The 13,094-nt window shown below is 39.7% G+C and carries 15 protein-coding genes; 8 read left to right on the plus strand and 7 right to left on the minus strand.

All coding sequences use genetic code 11. The features are described from left to right. Window positions 1-7: 7 nt before the first annotated feature. Both EV695_RS03295 and EV695_RS03300 read right to left on the minus strand, forming a co-directional pair. On the minus strand, window positions 8-418 hold the full coding sequence (locus EV695_RS03295; protein WP_131904481.1) for a hypothetical protein: 411 nt from the start codon (window positions 416-418) through the stop codon (window positions 8-10). A gap of 179 nt (window positions 419-597) precedes the next feature. Further along, on the minus strand, window positions 598-1,638 hold the full coding sequence (locus EV695_RS03300; protein ID WP_131904482.1) for a porin: 1,041 nt from the start codon (window positions 1,636-1,638) through the stop codon (window positions 598-600). A 263-nt stretch (window positions 1,639-1,901) separates the two neighbouring features. Here EV695_RS03300 and EV695_RS03305 point away from each other — a divergent pair, with 263 nt between their 5' ends. The 3 genes from EV695_RS03305 to EV695_RS03315 all read left to right on the plus strand — a co-directional run bounded on the left by EV695_RS03305 (window position 1,902) and on the right by EV695_RS03315 (window position 4,629). Further along, window positions 1,902-2,816, plus strand: coding sequence for a LysR family transcriptional regulator (locus tag EV695_RS03305; RefSeq protein ID WP_131904483.1), 915 nt, complete (start codon window positions 1,902-1,904; stop codon window positions 2,814-2,816). A 251-nt stretch (window positions 2,817-3,067) separates the two neighbouring features. Next, a complete protein-coding gene (locus EV695_RS03310) occupies window positions 3,068-3,796 on the plus strand; it encodes a HipA family kinase (protein ID WP_131904484.1) in 729 nt (242 codons plus the stop codon). After that, window positions 3,793-4,629 carry a DUF3037 domain-containing protein gene (locus tag EV695_RS03315; RefSeq protein WP_165874603.1) on the plus strand — a complete coding sequence of 279 codons (837 nt, stop codon included), beginning with the start codon at window positions 3,793-3,795 and terminating at the stop codon, window positions 4,627-4,629. Before EV695_RS03310 ends, EV695_RS03315 begins: the two co-directional genes overlap by 4 nt. Before the next feature lie 565 nt (window positions 4,630-5,194). On the opposite strand, the gene EV695_RS03320 is transcribed toward EV695_RS03315, so the two are convergent. Further along, on the minus strand, window positions 5,195-5,449 hold the full coding sequence (locus tag EV695_RS03320; protein WP_131904486.1) for an SGNH/GDSL hydrolase family protein: 255 nt from the start codon (window positions 5,447-5,449) through the stop codon (window positions 5,195-5,197). 363 nt (window positions 5,450-5,812) lie between these two features. Then, complete coding sequence (locus tag EV695_RS03325; protein WP_131904487.1) at window positions 5,813-6,343, minus strand: hypothetical protein; 531 nt, start codon at window positions 6,341-6,343, stop codon at window positions 5,813-5,815. A 335-nt stretch (window positions 6,344-6,678) separates the two neighbouring features. On the opposite strand from EV695_RS03325, the gene EV695_RS03330 reads away from it, so the two are divergent. Together EV695_RS03330 and EV695_RS03335 are read left to right on the plus strand one after the other, a co-directional pair. After that, complete coding sequence (locus tag EV695_RS03330) at window positions 6,679-6,924, plus strand: type II toxin-antitoxin system ParD family antitoxin (protein WP_131904488.1); 246 nt, start codon at window positions 6,679-6,681, stop codon at window positions 6,922-6,924. 2 nt (window positions 6,925-6,926) lie between these two features. Then, entirely contained in the window at window positions 6,927-7,223 is a 297-nt protein-coding gene (locus EV695_RS03335) for a type II toxin-antitoxin system RelE/ParE family toxin (protein ID WP_131904489.1), read from the plus strand. 122 nt (window positions 7,224-7,345) lie between these two features. Here the strand turns inward: EV695_RS03335 and EV695_RS03340 are convergent, their stop codons facing one another. The 3 genes from EV695_RS03340 to EV695_RS03350 all read right to left on the minus strand — a co-directional run bounded on the left by EV695_RS03340 (window position 7,346) and on the right by EV695_RS03350 (window position 9,215). Next, window positions 7,346-8,281, minus strand: coding sequence for a dienelactone hydrolase family protein (locus EV695_RS03340; protein WP_131904490.1), 936 nt, complete (start codon window positions 8,279-8,281; stop codon window positions 7,346-7,348). A gap of 166 nt (window positions 8,282-8,447) precedes the next feature. Then, window positions 8,448-8,726: a hemerythrin family protein gene (locus EV695_RS03345; protein WP_131904491.1), complete on the minus strand. Its 279-nt coding sequence runs from the start codon at window positions 8,724-8,726 to the stop codon at window positions 8,448-8,450. 72 nt (window positions 8,727-8,798) lie between these two features. Further along, a complete protein-coding gene (locus EV695_RS03350) occupies window positions 8,799-9,215 on the minus strand; it encodes a VOC family protein (RefSeq protein ID WP_131904492.1) in 417 nt (138 codons plus the stop codon). A 311-nt stretch (window positions 9,216-9,526) separates the two neighbouring features. On the opposite strand from EV695_RS03350, the gene EV695_RS03355 reads away from it, so the two are divergent. The 3 genes from EV695_RS03355 to EV695_RS03365 all read left to right on the plus strand — a co-directional run bounded on the left by EV695_RS03355 (window position 9,527) and on the right by EV695_RS03365 (window position 13,004). Further along, the gene (locus tag EV695_RS03355; RefSeq protein WP_131904493.1) at window positions 9,527-11,635 is read left to right on the plus strand and encodes an EAL domain-containing protein; all 2,109 of its coding nucleotides are present in this window, start codon (window positions 9,527-9,529) and stop codon (window positions 11,633-11,635) included. A 111-nt stretch (window positions 11,636-11,746) separates the two neighbouring features. Then, window positions 11,747-12,436: an ankyrin repeat domain-containing protein gene (locus EV695_RS03360; RefSeq protein ID WP_131904494.1), complete on the plus strand. Its 690-nt coding sequence runs from the start codon at window positions 11,747-11,749 to the stop codon at window positions 12,434-12,436. Continuing rightward, window positions 12,426-13,004: a DUF4124 domain-containing protein gene (locus EV695_RS03365; RefSeq protein ID WP_207906934.1), complete on the plus strand. Its 579-nt coding sequence runs from the start codon at window positions 12,426-12,428 to the stop codon at window positions 13,002-13,004. Before EV695_RS03360 ends, EV695_RS03365 begins: the two co-directional genes overlap by 11 nt. Window positions 13,005-13,094 lie beyond the last annotated feature (90 nt).

A 13,094-nucleotide genomic window follows, 5' to 3' on the forward strand; every position in this document is an offset into this window, starting at 1 on the left:
AAACGTATTAATTCGCACGAAGCTTTTCGTCTACCTGACGTTTTAACAAATCCAGTTCAATTGTATTGCGCTGCGATTGTTTTATTTTCTCTTCGAGTAATGCTGAGGTTTGCTGCAAGTCTTTACCGGCTAATAAAGATGGCATTGTAGAAGTAGAAGAAGACCTAGCTTCAACGACCGAACTTGGTTTTTTCGCCTCCAATGCATCGTATGAACCCTTATTACCACTAAATAAACCCGGACCCTGCATCATTGAATCTGCTGGTAATAATTCGGGAGAATCAAAACTAGAAGACGAACTCGAACAAGCAATCGTCAATATTGATAGTGACGCAATGCTAAGCAACTTCATCGACAGAGTCAGAGTAGAAGTCTTGAACGATCTATCTTTCGCGCCAGCATAATGTTTTACATTCATTTCGAATCCTTGTGAATAAATAAGGGAGGCTCTTGCCTATTGTCTTTGTAAACTACTGTAATTAAGGATGTTGACTAACAGAGAGTTAATTTTCGGGGTTAACTCAGGTATTTATAAACCATGCAACGTTCAGTAATTTATACTATGGACAAAAGCCTCGCAGCTTTTATAAGCTCTACTTAGAACTTAACTCGTGAACCAATAGAGAACAGGTTCTTGTCTTCTACGCCATCAGCATCAATCTGAGCATTTTCATAATCAGCAAATAACTCAACACCTTGTTTCAGATGATAAACGTACGCAAGGTTAATACGTTCAGCTTCCACATTGGATGCAACTTGATCTTCAGTAAGGGTGTAAGACACAGACAGGTTATGTGCGCCAAGCTTTTGCCCAATTTTGATGTAAGCACTCGTAGGATCTAACGGAGAATCATTAAGATATTGCTCACCATAGGCACCGGTAATGTTAAAACCGTTAGATGCAAGGTAAGAGGCAGACAAACCCAATTGCTGGAAATCATCAGCATCATCAGTAACATAACCGATTGCCGCGCCCACTTTAGAACCACCCGCTAGTTTCTGGCTATAACGAGCCGCAATTTCGCCTTTATCTGTTCCCGCACTCACTGCAAAACCAACAGGACCAAAGTTTAAAGAATCATAGCGAATACGATCGTTACGGCTTAAACCGTCAAAGTTATCAAATGCCTGACCGTTAGAAACAACCGCGTTACCTGATGAATCAACAAAGCTGATGCCATCGTACAAATCCTGACCCGAGTAATCAGCAATCGTAGTACCAGAGAAATCGACCTCAGAAGTACCGTTTGCCGCGCCATCGCCCTGACCAAGGCTCAACTTACCAAAACCACCCTGGAAATATAATTCACGCTTACGTGATCTGAACGCAGAACTAGAATCGGAATCATTAATATCAACCTGATCAGAAGCATTGTCCTGATATTGCGTTTCAATGTTGAAACCAACCGTAATACCAGCAACCGCATCGGTCTCACCCGTTATACGAAAACGTGTTCCGCTGTTCGTGTTATCTGTGAATAAAACATCATCATCGACGCCGTTATCAGCAAAGGTTAACGCACGACTCACTTGACCAGAAATCTTCACTTCTGACTTAGCAAAAGCATGAGGAGCAATTGCAAAAGAACCAATGAGCAATGCGCCCGTTGTCATTTTTATACTTTGTTTGATTACCATAATATTTATCCTTAATTTCAGGCCTACCCCGCTGGAATCCTGATTTTATTTAATCCAAAAACCGCTTTTGAACGTAAAGAACAGATATTCAATACACAGCGCTTTAAGAAATTTGATACGCACGAATACTTCTCGAAAACAACACTTGCCAAAGGAGTTCAGCGGCAAATTGAGTATTTGCGATCTACGATAAATATAATAATCACTACGTTTTTTTTGATAAGTAGGCGAAAAGGGAACACGATGTTCGGAGTTACAGACCAATGAAAAATGATCACTTATCTTCATTAAAAAACCTGGCAATGTTTGCCTTGGTTGTTGATGAAGGTAATTTTAGTCGTGCCGCTAAATCCCTAGGGATCAGCCGATCACGCGTGAGTGAGCAGGTAGCATCACTAGAAGAAAGTTTAAACAGACGATTATTTCACCGAACGACACGCAGCTTAACCTTGACGGAAGATGGCAAATCTCTCTATCCGCACGCCGCCAACCTACTCAAAGAACTGGGCGATATTGATGAGCTACTCAATCAGGATCAGCTATCCGGATTAATTCGGGTTACAGCCACGGTAGATTTTGCGGGTCAATGGTTGCTACCTGCCTTGCAGGAATTCAATGTGATTTATCCAGAGATTAAATTCGATATCATAATTTCGAACAAAAGCCTGGATTTGATAGAAGATCAGATAGATCTAGCGCTAAGAATAGGCAAACTAAAAGATGAATCGTTTATTGCCAGACAGCTATTCGAACAAGAATTAATCGTTGCCGCCAACCCGGAATATATAGAAAAATACGGTCCATTTAATTCAATTGACGACCTCAAAAAAGCCACCTGGTTATTACTGCCGCAACTCCATGAAAAAAACCAAGTCACCTTAATCAATGGCGATAAAAACATCACCTTCAAACCCGATAATTACCACATCACAGACTCACCCGACCTATGCCGAAAAATGGTTGAAAACGGAATGGGTATAGGAATCGTATTGCCGATAATGGTAAAAAACGAATCAAAGCAATACTTTCAACGCTTATGTCCTGAATGGCACAGCGGCAATATGAATTTTTCATTGATATACCCATCTCGTCGACAGGTTTCATTACGTACTCGAACTCTGATAGATTATCTTATGAAAAGACCTGTTGGGTGCTTGAATAGTTTTGCTGGGTGTTGAATAGAGTTTGTCAATAATTGAATTAATACTTAGTTATAACAAGCAATCGAAGCGTAGCCAAGAAAACTTCGGAACGAAGTGGCGACTAGCCAAAGGGTAAGTTTAGCAATTTGTTAAAATTAAAAAATAATAAAAGGTGTATAGAGGGGGGGGACTTAATTGTAACGTTGCCACTAATTATTATAGATTTATTCAACTTAAATTAAGTTGTAGTATGTATAATAAAATTCTAATACTCAAATACTCTGTATATGACTAAAAGTATAATTGAAATACTTGGCCGCTCAACACAAGGAGCTACAAGACCTTACATTTGTCGTGCGGATGATGATGACTTATATTTTGTAAAAGGTAATGGGGCTGGTCGACAGAGTCAGGTATACGAATGGGTTTGTGGGCATCTTGCTATCAAACTTGGTTTGCCAATTGCCCCATTTAGACAAGTTCTTATTCCTGAAGAGTTGGTGGAAGGTAATTCAGATTATTCTGAGCTTAAGAGTGGATTAGCTTTTGGTTCACAAAAACAAATATTAATGGAATTAAACTACGCAGGTATAAAGCAAGTACCTATCGACTTACAAAGAACTGTTTTAGCATTTGATTGGTGGATTAAAAACGAAGACAGGACTCTGAGTGAGCTTGGAGGTAATCCAAATTTATTCTGGGACCCAGATGAAAAAAGTTTAATTGTGATTGATCATAATCAAGCTTTTGACCCTACTTTTTCAGTTCATAGCTTTAAGAGCGAGCATGTATTTAGACAGCAAAACAACAGTCTTTTCAATCACGCCCTCTATCGGTCTGAATATAGGGATAAGTTTCAGATGGCACTACGTAGTTGGAATGAAATTACTGATGGACTTCCTGAAGAGTGGTACTATTCGGATCCAGAGAAGACCGTCAAGGCTAATTTTGACTTGAACTCTATGTTTAATATTTTAAATCGTTGTAACGATGATTCACTATGGGAGGAAACATGAATAAAATAGCTTGCCAATATGCGATTGTTCGATTTACTCCATTCATTGAGACTGGTGAGTTCGCGAACATCGGTATCGTGCTTATCTCTCCTAAACTCCGCTTTTTTGGATTCAACCTTGCAAGTAAACGTTACGGAAGGATTACTCAATTTTTTAAGGAAATTAATACAAGTGTTTATAAAAACACCATAAATAACTTAAAGGATGAATTAGAAAGAGTATCTTTCAGTTTAGAAAGTAATCCTTTAGCAAACAATGACATAGACTACCCAATCAATCTTTTTCACGAGTTGACCCGAAATAGAGAAACAATAATAAAATTTAGCAAAATTAGAACTGTATTGACAGATAACCCAGAAAAGGAATTGAAAAAGTTATTTGAATATTATGTAGAACGAAACTTCATCACTAAAAAATATGAAGAGGAATTACTTGAAAACAAGGTCCGTCAATTATTAAATGAAGCTGAACTTGGAGATTATTTTAAAAATGAAAGAATTGGCGATGAAACTTATCACGTTCCATTCCCTTTCGTGAGACATAGTAACAATAATCCCCAAAAAATAATTAAGCCTCTTCATTTAGCTCATGATGATTCAACCAAAATATTTAATCATGGAGCAGCTTGGATTTATAAAATAAATAAATTAAAAGAGAAACGCTTATTGGTTGCTAATAATGTGCTCTTTGCCATATCTTCTCCTCAAAGAGATACTGAAAATAGATTTGGAGCATATGAAGAAATTAAACAAGAACTTATTGAAACAGGAGTTCAGGTTGTGCCTTATCAAGATGAGAGCAATGATAAAATTTTAGACTTTGCATTGAGATAAACCTAAGCTAAACAGTACCAAAATCTTACATATTAAGGAACTCCATTAGATTACTAATGAAAGCCCCTAAATGGCAGAGAAAGAGAGAAGCTTAAAACAACACAAGCACCCATTGGGTGCTTTTTTTTTAATCTGGAATCATTGCGCTACCCTATTTTTAATAACAGTGCTCTATTCATCAATGCATGAGTAGCTAAAGGGTCGGTTTCGGCAACTGTTTACTCTGCCTAATTCTTCACCATTTTTTTAATACTAACAAGGTTGATCGGCGTGGAATTATGCGCAATTTACTTACTGCTAAACTTATACCTATCAACTGGGATAAACGTCATATTTTTTGTTGGAATAATTGAGTCAGAGTTACATTTAACATATCTGAAAAAACAGCCTAATAGTAGTGAGGGTCATTTTCGTAATTTTTAGATATCAAAACTATCTAGAGTGCTTAGCTTTTGCTTCAGATCAAGGCGCAGCCGCTCGCAGAAAGTCTGAGCATACAATTTGTATGTGATGCCTTCGAGAACAGCTGCAACGCAGAGCTGGTACAAAAGATGAGTGCTCTAGGCTATAAGGCACCATTATCAATTAAGAGCTGATAAATCTCTTCGGCCATTTTCTGGTAGCCGGTTTTATTGAAATGCACCATATCGGATTTATACGATCGTGTGCGGAGCAAGCTGGAGATTAATTTGCCATCAAAAACCAGTTTATGTTCTTCTGTCAGCTCTTTATAGAAAGGCGCAACATCGGAGAAAAGTTGTTTTTGTGGTACACCGATCAATAACAGCTGTACGCACTGCGTTTTTGCCAATTCAATCATTGCCGCTAGCTTCTGCTTGGTTTACTTTAAGTTGCGATTACTTAAAAGACCATTACCGCTTTGCAGCAATATCATTAGATCAGGATTGGTTTCTCCAATCACATCGCCAAGCCTTGCCAGACTTAGTTCAGTGACTTCCATCGATATCCCTATATTCACTATTTTAAAGTCACTAAGCAGGGCTAATCCAACGGATAGCTGTGTTGTTTAGTCGTTCTGGATAGTGGTTGGTGATTGATTCTCATGCGTTCAATTATGTAAGAAAATATCCTAGACAATAATTGAGCTGATGAACCGTTCTTGAGCTGATAATGAATGCTGAAAAAGTGGCTATAATTAAGGAGGTGTCTTTTTATAACGCTTTTACGCTTTTTTAAGCGAGTGTGCAGGTGACTCGCTTGACGGCTCAGCATAACTTATCGATTTGACGATTTCTCGCATCAGCGGATATACAACAACGACGGATACCAAGAGTGCAAATGCCAGTATCGCTAAATAGATGATCATATAGTGTTCGTAGTCCATGATTGGGGCGACTACTCGCGCAGCGCCTACTAAGGCGGCATAAATCCACGAGCTTGTATTGATTGCGGTGAAAAGGCACGAGACGATGACAATGCGTTGTGCTTTCTGGCGTGATTTAAAGCTCGGGAAGACTAATAGATGCAATAACAATCCATTGATCGTTAGCACGCTGACGACTGTTATTTTTGCTGCTAATTTGGAGTTGGCAAAGATGAGCTCTATATCCAGTCCTGGTTTAATCGCTAACAGCGCTATTCCGGTAAGCCATAGTAGAACGAGCAATGTGGTGATTTTTTTACCAAGCTGATGCACTTCTGTTACATCTAGTTTTCTTGATGTGATTATTTTCACATCTGTGCTGACGATCATTACGATAGCAATGCAAAGGCGAATAAATGTACGAAAATGAGGAGTTGCTGACCCACAGATGTGATTTCATGTAGGTACAAACTTATAAAACTTTGCATATCTAATATGAACAGGGCTTGTTAATTATTCAGTCGCGTCCATTCTACATTAGAACTACAAATTCTAAGTTGTTTTATGATGTTAGGGGGGAATTTATGGCTGAGTTGCGGTGAATAAAAAGTGCCTATAAGTAGGGGGGGAGGTGACCCTTTTAAACTATTTATTTGAATTGTAAGACTATGTCTTATATATTCTTTGTAAGAATATTTCTTACATTTACTAAATAGGATGTAATCATGTCACGAACAATTACTGTCGATACAGGTAAAGAGCTACTTGGTTTCATTGATAATCTTGTTGAATCCGGCAGTTATAAAACCAAGAGCGAAGTAGTGCGAGAAGGTTTACGTTTACTTAAAGAGCAACAGGCCAGTTCAAAGCTTGAAGCTTTACGTCAACTTATTGATGATGGAGAAAATAGCGGGAATTTAACAGAGTGGAATGTTGATACCTTCCTTGATCGTATGAAAGCAAAAACTTAAGAATGGCAAACAGAGAAATTCTTCTTCGACCGCTAGCCGAGAAAGATTTAGAAGCTATTTATGACTACAGTTATCAAGAGTTTGGTGAAAAACGTGCCGTTGAATATATTCATAATTTGAACAAGGCCTTTATCAAAATTGCCGATAATCCTAACTTAGGCAGCCAATGTAATTATGTAAAATCAGGCTTGTTGAGTTTTCACGTTATTTCTCATATTGTTTTCTTTAGAGCAACTAAGACCCAAATTTCCATAATACGAGTACTGCATAAATCTATGGATTATCCGCGTCACTTTTAATTATTTTTTAAAAATATGCCTAGCTCTATATAAATATCACTCAAAAGTAGGGAGGTGACCTAAAATGATTCTTATCTCAAGCCCCCCTTCCCTATTCATGTGTATTTTTTTAACACCACTTTTTATGCGTCCAGATGTTCTTCAAAAAACGCTATAGTCCTCGACCAGGCTAGTTCTGCGGCTTTTTCGTCATAACGCCCTGTTGAGTCATTGTGGAAACCGTGGTTTACGCCTTCGTAGATGAATACCTGATAGTTGGCTTTGATCGCTTTGAGCGCTTTTTCGTAATCGGGCCATGTGGCGTTGACGCGTTTGTCTAATTCGCCCAGCTGTATCATTAGTGGTGCTTTGATATTTGGGATGATATCGGCGCTTGCGGGTGTGCCGTAAAACGGAACCGCGGCATCGACCACATCAGGAATTCTGGCAGCGAGCATATTGGAGATGTAGCCACCAAAACAGAAGCCAACGACACCAAGTTTGCCATTACCTTTTTCGTGACCTTTGATGAATTTGGCGGCGGCGATAAAGTCTTGTTCGATTTTGCCTTTATCCAGCGATTTTTGCATCGCTCGGCCTTCGTCATCATTGCCCGGATAACCGCCTAAGGTATGCAATGCATCGGGGGCGAATGCGATAAAGCCTGCTTTTGCGACGCGTCGTGCAACGTCTTTTACATAAGGGTTTAAACCACGGTTTTCGTGAACGACTAGTACCGTAGGTGCTTTGTCATCGATGACTGTAGGGACGACTAAATACCCTTTGCCTTTGCCGTGTCCTTCGGGTGAATCGAATTCCTGATAGGTGGCTTTTATTGATTCATCGTTGAAGGAGACTTGTTCGGCGAGTGCGTAATTTGGCAGTAATGCACTTGAAACCATACTCATGGTCAAGCCTGCGACACCGAGTTTACCGAGGCGAGCTAGAAATGTGCGACGATCAATAAAACCGTGGGCGTATTCGTCGTACCAGTCGAACGCTTCTTGTGGGATTTGTAGCTCTTTGCTGTTTGTATTTTGGCTTTCTGTGGTCAGATTTGGTGTTACTGGATTTTGCATTTTTAACTCCTGTGCTTATTTTTAAAGTCGTGGGGCCTGGAGTTAAGTATAGAATATTGAAATTCGTTTTGAGCTTATAGGGAGTCGTTTGCGTGTAAAAGTATGTAAAGATAAAGCAAGAAAAGTGGCGATATGCCTGAGATTCAACACATCATTCGCAATTAGATCAGTCTTTGCCTACTTTAAAACTGGGGATGTTGGTTGTGCCGATAACGATTAAAACCAACGCGACAAACATAAAGAAAAAAGTAGATGCTAACAGACTGGCGCTGATTGGGTTTTGCCAACCGAGCGTATCAATTTCTATAGACAGATAAATCACACTGGCGATCGCCAAAATAATACTGCCCGCGGCAAAGTACAGTGCTGACTTCTGGAATGCACTCTTAGTGGTTTTCTTTACGGGAGGATATTGTGGCTCTACAGTGTCTTTGGATGGATTCATCAGGCTAGGATACCCTGTCTTGGCATGAAAGTAAGAAAAACCGCCTCAAAGTAGGGGGGTGGCTTTTATTATTCACAATTCCATTTGTTTAATAAGAGGCTGCTTGAGATGCACCACTGCCCCATTCGGATCGGCTATTACCGCAATCCATCCTTCATCTGGTACATGCTGTGGTGGCACCATTACTTTGCCGCCTAGCGCTACGGTTTGTGTGACGCTTTCTTCTATGTCGTCAACCGCGATATAGGGATGCCAGTAAGAGTTTTCATTTTTATCATTGCTTGTACTGCTATTACCTACGGTATCTAAATTTACATCCATCATGCCGGCGATGCTTACCCCGTCTTTTTTAAATATCGTGTAGCTGCCATAGTCGCCCGCATCGACCTGTTTTATCGTCCAACCAAACAGCTTGCTATAGAAATCTCCGCTGGTTTTCTGATTTGGGGTGATCAGCTCTTGCCAAATAAAAGGGTTTTGCTTTGCCATAAATCTTCCTTGCTGGGTAAACGGGAATGAGCGTTGTGTCATTCATATTTGTTGTTATGAATATACGTTGTTTTGGAAAAACGATGTTAAAAAAACATTGTTTGTCTTTGTCTTTGTCTTTGTCTTTAATTAGCTTTTGATTAGATCTTTGTTTAGGTATTGGATTGAATATTGAGTCGTAAATCACCAAATAAAAATAGGAGAGTTTTGTAGGACTTGCCTTTGGTCTTAGGCTTTTGACAGTTACGGCATAGGTCATTACTATCATGAGTTAAACAATAATTTATAAAAATAATAATAGTTGCAAATAAATGCCCCTATCTAAACTATATGCTCCCAGTTTTAGCCAGACTACTAAAATAGTATTCTTGGTCGGATTACTGTTGCTGGTCGTTGGCGTTTCCGGGTATTTCGTGATGATTAAATCCGAGAACACAATCATTGAAAATCAATCAGTTAGCGTTGCCGAGATTGTTGCTCGACAAGCGTCAGCTGCTCGTTCCGTTTACACCTCCCAGATTCTGGATAAAATCAAAAAAGACGAGATTGGTTTTTCCGATAGGGATTATCACAATAAGCATGGCGCACTCCCCATACCTGCGCAATTTCTGAAAAATATGGCGACTAAAGCGTCTGAAGATGCCGAAGGCCTATATAAATATCGGGCGGTGAGTAAGTGGAATCTGGATGATCATCAGGATTTAAACAATGATTTTCTTAAAGATGCCTGGTCGAAACTGGAACAGCAGGATCAAGCAAACCCGGCTAAAGCGATAGACTGGAAACCCATATATCGTGTGGAAGAATTCGAAGGCAAGCAAACCTTGCTTTACCTGAAAGCAGACCCTGCGACACAAGTATCCTGTGTGGAATGCCACAACGATTATGAGAAGACCGAAGAGATTCTAGAAAGACGCGCCTCGCAGAATATTGTCGGTGGTAAAGTCTGGAAGCAACATCAATTACTCGGTGCTATCTTCGTGCAGATTCCTGTGGACAAAATGCATGCAATTGCGTCTAAAAACAGCAAATTTACCATTTTATGGATACTAAGTTCTTTGATCATCGGTTTGAGCGGTTTGGCTTATTTCTTTTCCCGAGACCTCGTCAAAGCCAGAGGGGTGACAAAACTACTGTTCTGGCAAGCTAAGCATGACAACTTAACCAAGCTACCAAACCGTATTAGTTTTGAAGAAAGATCGCGTGAATTAATTAGCGAATCCAGAAAGAAGAATTCTACCCATGCCATGTGTTTTCTCGACCTTGATCAATTCAAGCTAGTCAACGATACCTGCGGTCACGCAACGGGTGACGACTTACTGTGTCAGATCAGCGAGGAGTTACTAAAAGAGCTGATTAAACCCGATATGTTGGCGCGCCTTGGTGGCGATGAGTTTGGTATTTTATTAACCAATTGCAGTCTGGAAGAAGCGAAAGTAACCGCGAAAAGACTGTGTGAGAACGTTAAAAACTATCATTTCGTTAAAGACGAACATGCGTTTGATATTGGCGCAAGTATAGGCGTTGTCGCGATTAATAAAGATTCGCAGAGTGTCGATCAGCTGATGAGAGCTGCTGATTTAGCCTGTTATATGGCTAAAGATAATGGCAGAAATCGCGTTCAGATCTACCGCGAGAATGATGAAGTATTGAACCTTAGAAAGGTTGAAATGAAGTGGGTTTCCGGCATTTCAAGAGCCTTGAAAGAAAATAGAATCATTATCTACAGCCAAAAAATCGTCGCTATTGAAATAGGCAGTAATTACACGCATCACGAAATATTAGTGCGCCTGATTGGTGATGATGGAGAAATTGTCCCACCGAACGAATTTATCCCTGCTGCGGAAAGATACAACCTGATGCCGAAACTGGATCTGGCCATTATTGATCGATCTTTTTCTGCCTTGAGTAATAAGTATTTCAAAGATTTAAGCAATGATGGCTTCATCTCAATCAACCTTTCCGGTCAATCGCTGAGTGAAGCAGACTTTTTGGTGAAAGTTAAACAGCTGATGATGAAACACCGTATTAATCCTGCACAGGTATGTTTTGAAATAACCGAATCAGCGGCGATTGCGAATCAGGATTTGGTGAAGCGCTTCATGAAAGAAATGAAAAGTCTCAACGTTAAATTCGCGCTGGATGATTTCGGAACAGGCTTAAGTTCATTGACCTATTTGAAGGAATTCCCTGTCGATTATTTGAAAATAGACGGCAGTTTTATCAAAGATATTTTAACGGATTCTGTGGATAGAACATTGGTGGAAGCGATTAATGATATGGCGCATACCATGGGTTTGAAGACGGTTGCGGAGTATGTTGAATCTAAGGAAATTTTGAATTTACTCAGTATATTGAATATCGATTATGCACAAGGGTACTTCATACAAAAACCTACCGAAGTCACACAAAAGTTTTAACAGATTTTTAACAAATTATGAGGCGATAAGGTTTCGCCACTAATCTGAATTATTTTAGTTTCGCGTTAAATACAATTAGGATCGAACCATTAATAACAATAATCCAATCGCATGATAGCCAAAACTCTTCTCACAAAAACGCTCTTTTCCCGAGCGTTGCTATACGCAGGACTGAGTCTTTTGGTGTTCTCCCCGTTATCGCTGAGTGCGGCTTCGGCTGATACTTCTGTTGCTACCAATCTATCCGAAAAAATAATCGGAAACTGGTGCCTGAATGAAGAGAAGTTTATGGATGATTCAAGCTTCAGTGGCGAAATATGGGAATTTACCGAAGATGGCAAATACACCTTCAACAAGCTAGGCGATGACGCTTACACGGTTACAGATGACACGGTAAAACTAGATAATTTTGGCACCTTGAAAGTGTTAACAATTAGCGATACCGAAATGGTTGCGAAGGTTTATTCGACGTATTACTTCTCTAAAGACAGATGTGCTGACGAGACCTTGCAAGCGCTTAAATTAACGCAGTTAAATAATGCCATCATCATGAATAATTTAGGACGTGTTGAAGCGTTAATAAAAGAAGGCATTGATGTCAGTAAACCAGACACACGTGGTGGAATGCATTCAACACCATTAATGGTCGCAATCCGTCAGGAAAATGAAGCAGCGATTGAGCTTATTCTTAAACAAAAACCCGATTTGACGGTAACCAATTTTCTAGGCAAAACCGCGCTTGATATCGCGATGAAATCAAAATCAATCAAAATAAAAAATAGGATAAATGATGCATACTAAAAAAACACTTTTCATGCTGATATTAGGATTAGCGATAAGCACCTCTGGTTATGCCAAAATCTATAAATGGACAGACGCTAACGGAAAAACGCACTACACTGCCACGCCACCACCTGCGCAGAAAAAAGTAATTTCCAATGAAGAGTTTAAAGTGCACAAAACGCCAAAATCATCATTGAGACCTTCTTCAAGTTACGCTAAATCGAGTAATTCAAACAGTAGTGATACTAGTAAAAGCTCAAAAAAGACGAAAGCCAAGAAAAAGCCTATTACCAAAATACATGCACGCGCTCAATGTGGCAAAGCGATAAACAAAGCCCCTGCTCTTATGTCGAAAATAAGAAGCCAACTAAGACAGGCGATCAGCGCTGGAAAAGTACCGGCATCGAAGATGGAAGAATTTGAAAAACAGGAACGAGCTGGAAAATTCAAAGCGCCCTCAATGGATAAATGTGTAAAAGACTATATGGCTGGTGGCGGTAGACAAACCGATACTATCGCCGACAATAGCGCATCGGACGCCATTGCGTGGATACAGTTAGATGCCGCTTTTGGACAATTCAAATAAATAAAAACCCCCTCGTAAGTGGGGGGGGGTGTCATTAAGATATAAAAAAGCCCCTGAATCAGGGGCTTTTTTATAATCAATACTACTTGT

Origin of the sequence: Cocleimonas flava, from assembly GCF_004339015.1 — a bacterium.
Classification (GTDB): domain Bacteria; phylum Pseudomonadota; class Gammaproteobacteria; order Thiotrichales; family Thiotrichaceae; genus Cocleimonas; species Cocleimonas flava.

What these genes read in the sequence shown, in the direction of transcription:
- EV695_RS03295 (WP_131904481.1), bottom strand. Translation starts at nt 418, where the DNA reads ATGAATGTAAAACATTATGCTGGCGCGAAAGATAGATCGTTCAAGACT.
- EV695_RS03300 (WP_131904482.1), bottom strand. Translation starts at nt 1,638, where the DNA reads ATGGTAATCAAACAAAGTATAAAAATGACAACGGGCGCATTGCTCATT.
- EV695_RS03305 (WP_131904483.1), top strand. Translation starts at nt 1,902, where the DNA reads ATGAAAAATGATCACTTATCTTCATTAAAAAACCTGGCAATGTTTGCC.
- EV695_RS03310 (WP_131904484.1), top strand. Translation starts at nt 3,068, where the DNA reads ATGACTAAAAGTATAATTGAAATACTTGGCCGCTCAACACAAGGAGCT.
- EV695_RS03315 (WP_165874603.1), top strand. Translation starts at nt 3,793, where the DNA reads ATGAATAAAATAGCTTGCCAATATGCGATTGTTCGATTTACTCCATTC.
- EV695_RS03320 (WP_131904486.1), bottom strand. Translation starts at nt 5,449, where the DNA reads ATGATTGAATTGGCAAAAACGCAGTGCGTACAGCTGTTATTGATCGGT.
- EV695_RS03325 (WP_131904487.1), bottom strand. Translation starts at nt 6,343, where the DNA reads ATGATCGTCAGCACAGATGTGAAAATAATCACATCAAGAAAACTAGAT.
- EV695_RS03330 (WP_131904488.1), top strand. Translation starts at nt 6,679, where the DNA reads ATGTCACGAACAATTACTGTCGATACAGGTAAAGAGCTACTTGGTTTC.
- EV695_RS03335 (WP_131904489.1), top strand. Translation starts at nt 6,927, where the DNA reads ATGGCAAACAGAGAAATTCTTCTTCGACCGCTAGCCGAGAAAGATTTA.
- EV695_RS03340 (WP_131904490.1), bottom strand. Translation starts at nt 8,281, where the DNA reads ATGCAAAATCCAGTAACACCAAATCTGACCACAGAAAGCCAAAATACA.
- EV695_RS03345 (WP_131904491.1), bottom strand. Translation starts at nt 8,726, where the DNA reads ATGAATCCATCCAAAGACACTGTAGAGCCACAATATCCTCCCGTAAAG.
- EV695_RS03350 (WP_131904492.1), bottom strand. Translation starts at nt 9,215, where the DNA reads ATGGCAAAGCAAAACCCTTTTATTTGGCAAGAGCTGATCACCCCAAAT.
- EV695_RS03355 (WP_131904493.1), top strand. Translation starts at nt 9,527, where the DNA reads ATGCCCCTATCTAAACTATATGCTCCCAGTTTTAGCCAGACTACTAAA.
- EV695_RS03360 (WP_131904494.1), top strand. Translation starts at nt 11,747, where the DNA reads ATGATAGCCAAAACTCTTCTCACAAAAACGCTCTTTTCCCGAGCGTTG.
- EV695_RS03365 (WP_207906934.1), top strand. Translation starts at nt 12,426, where the DNA reads ATGCATACTAAAAAAACACTTTTCATGCTGATATTAGGATTAGCGATA.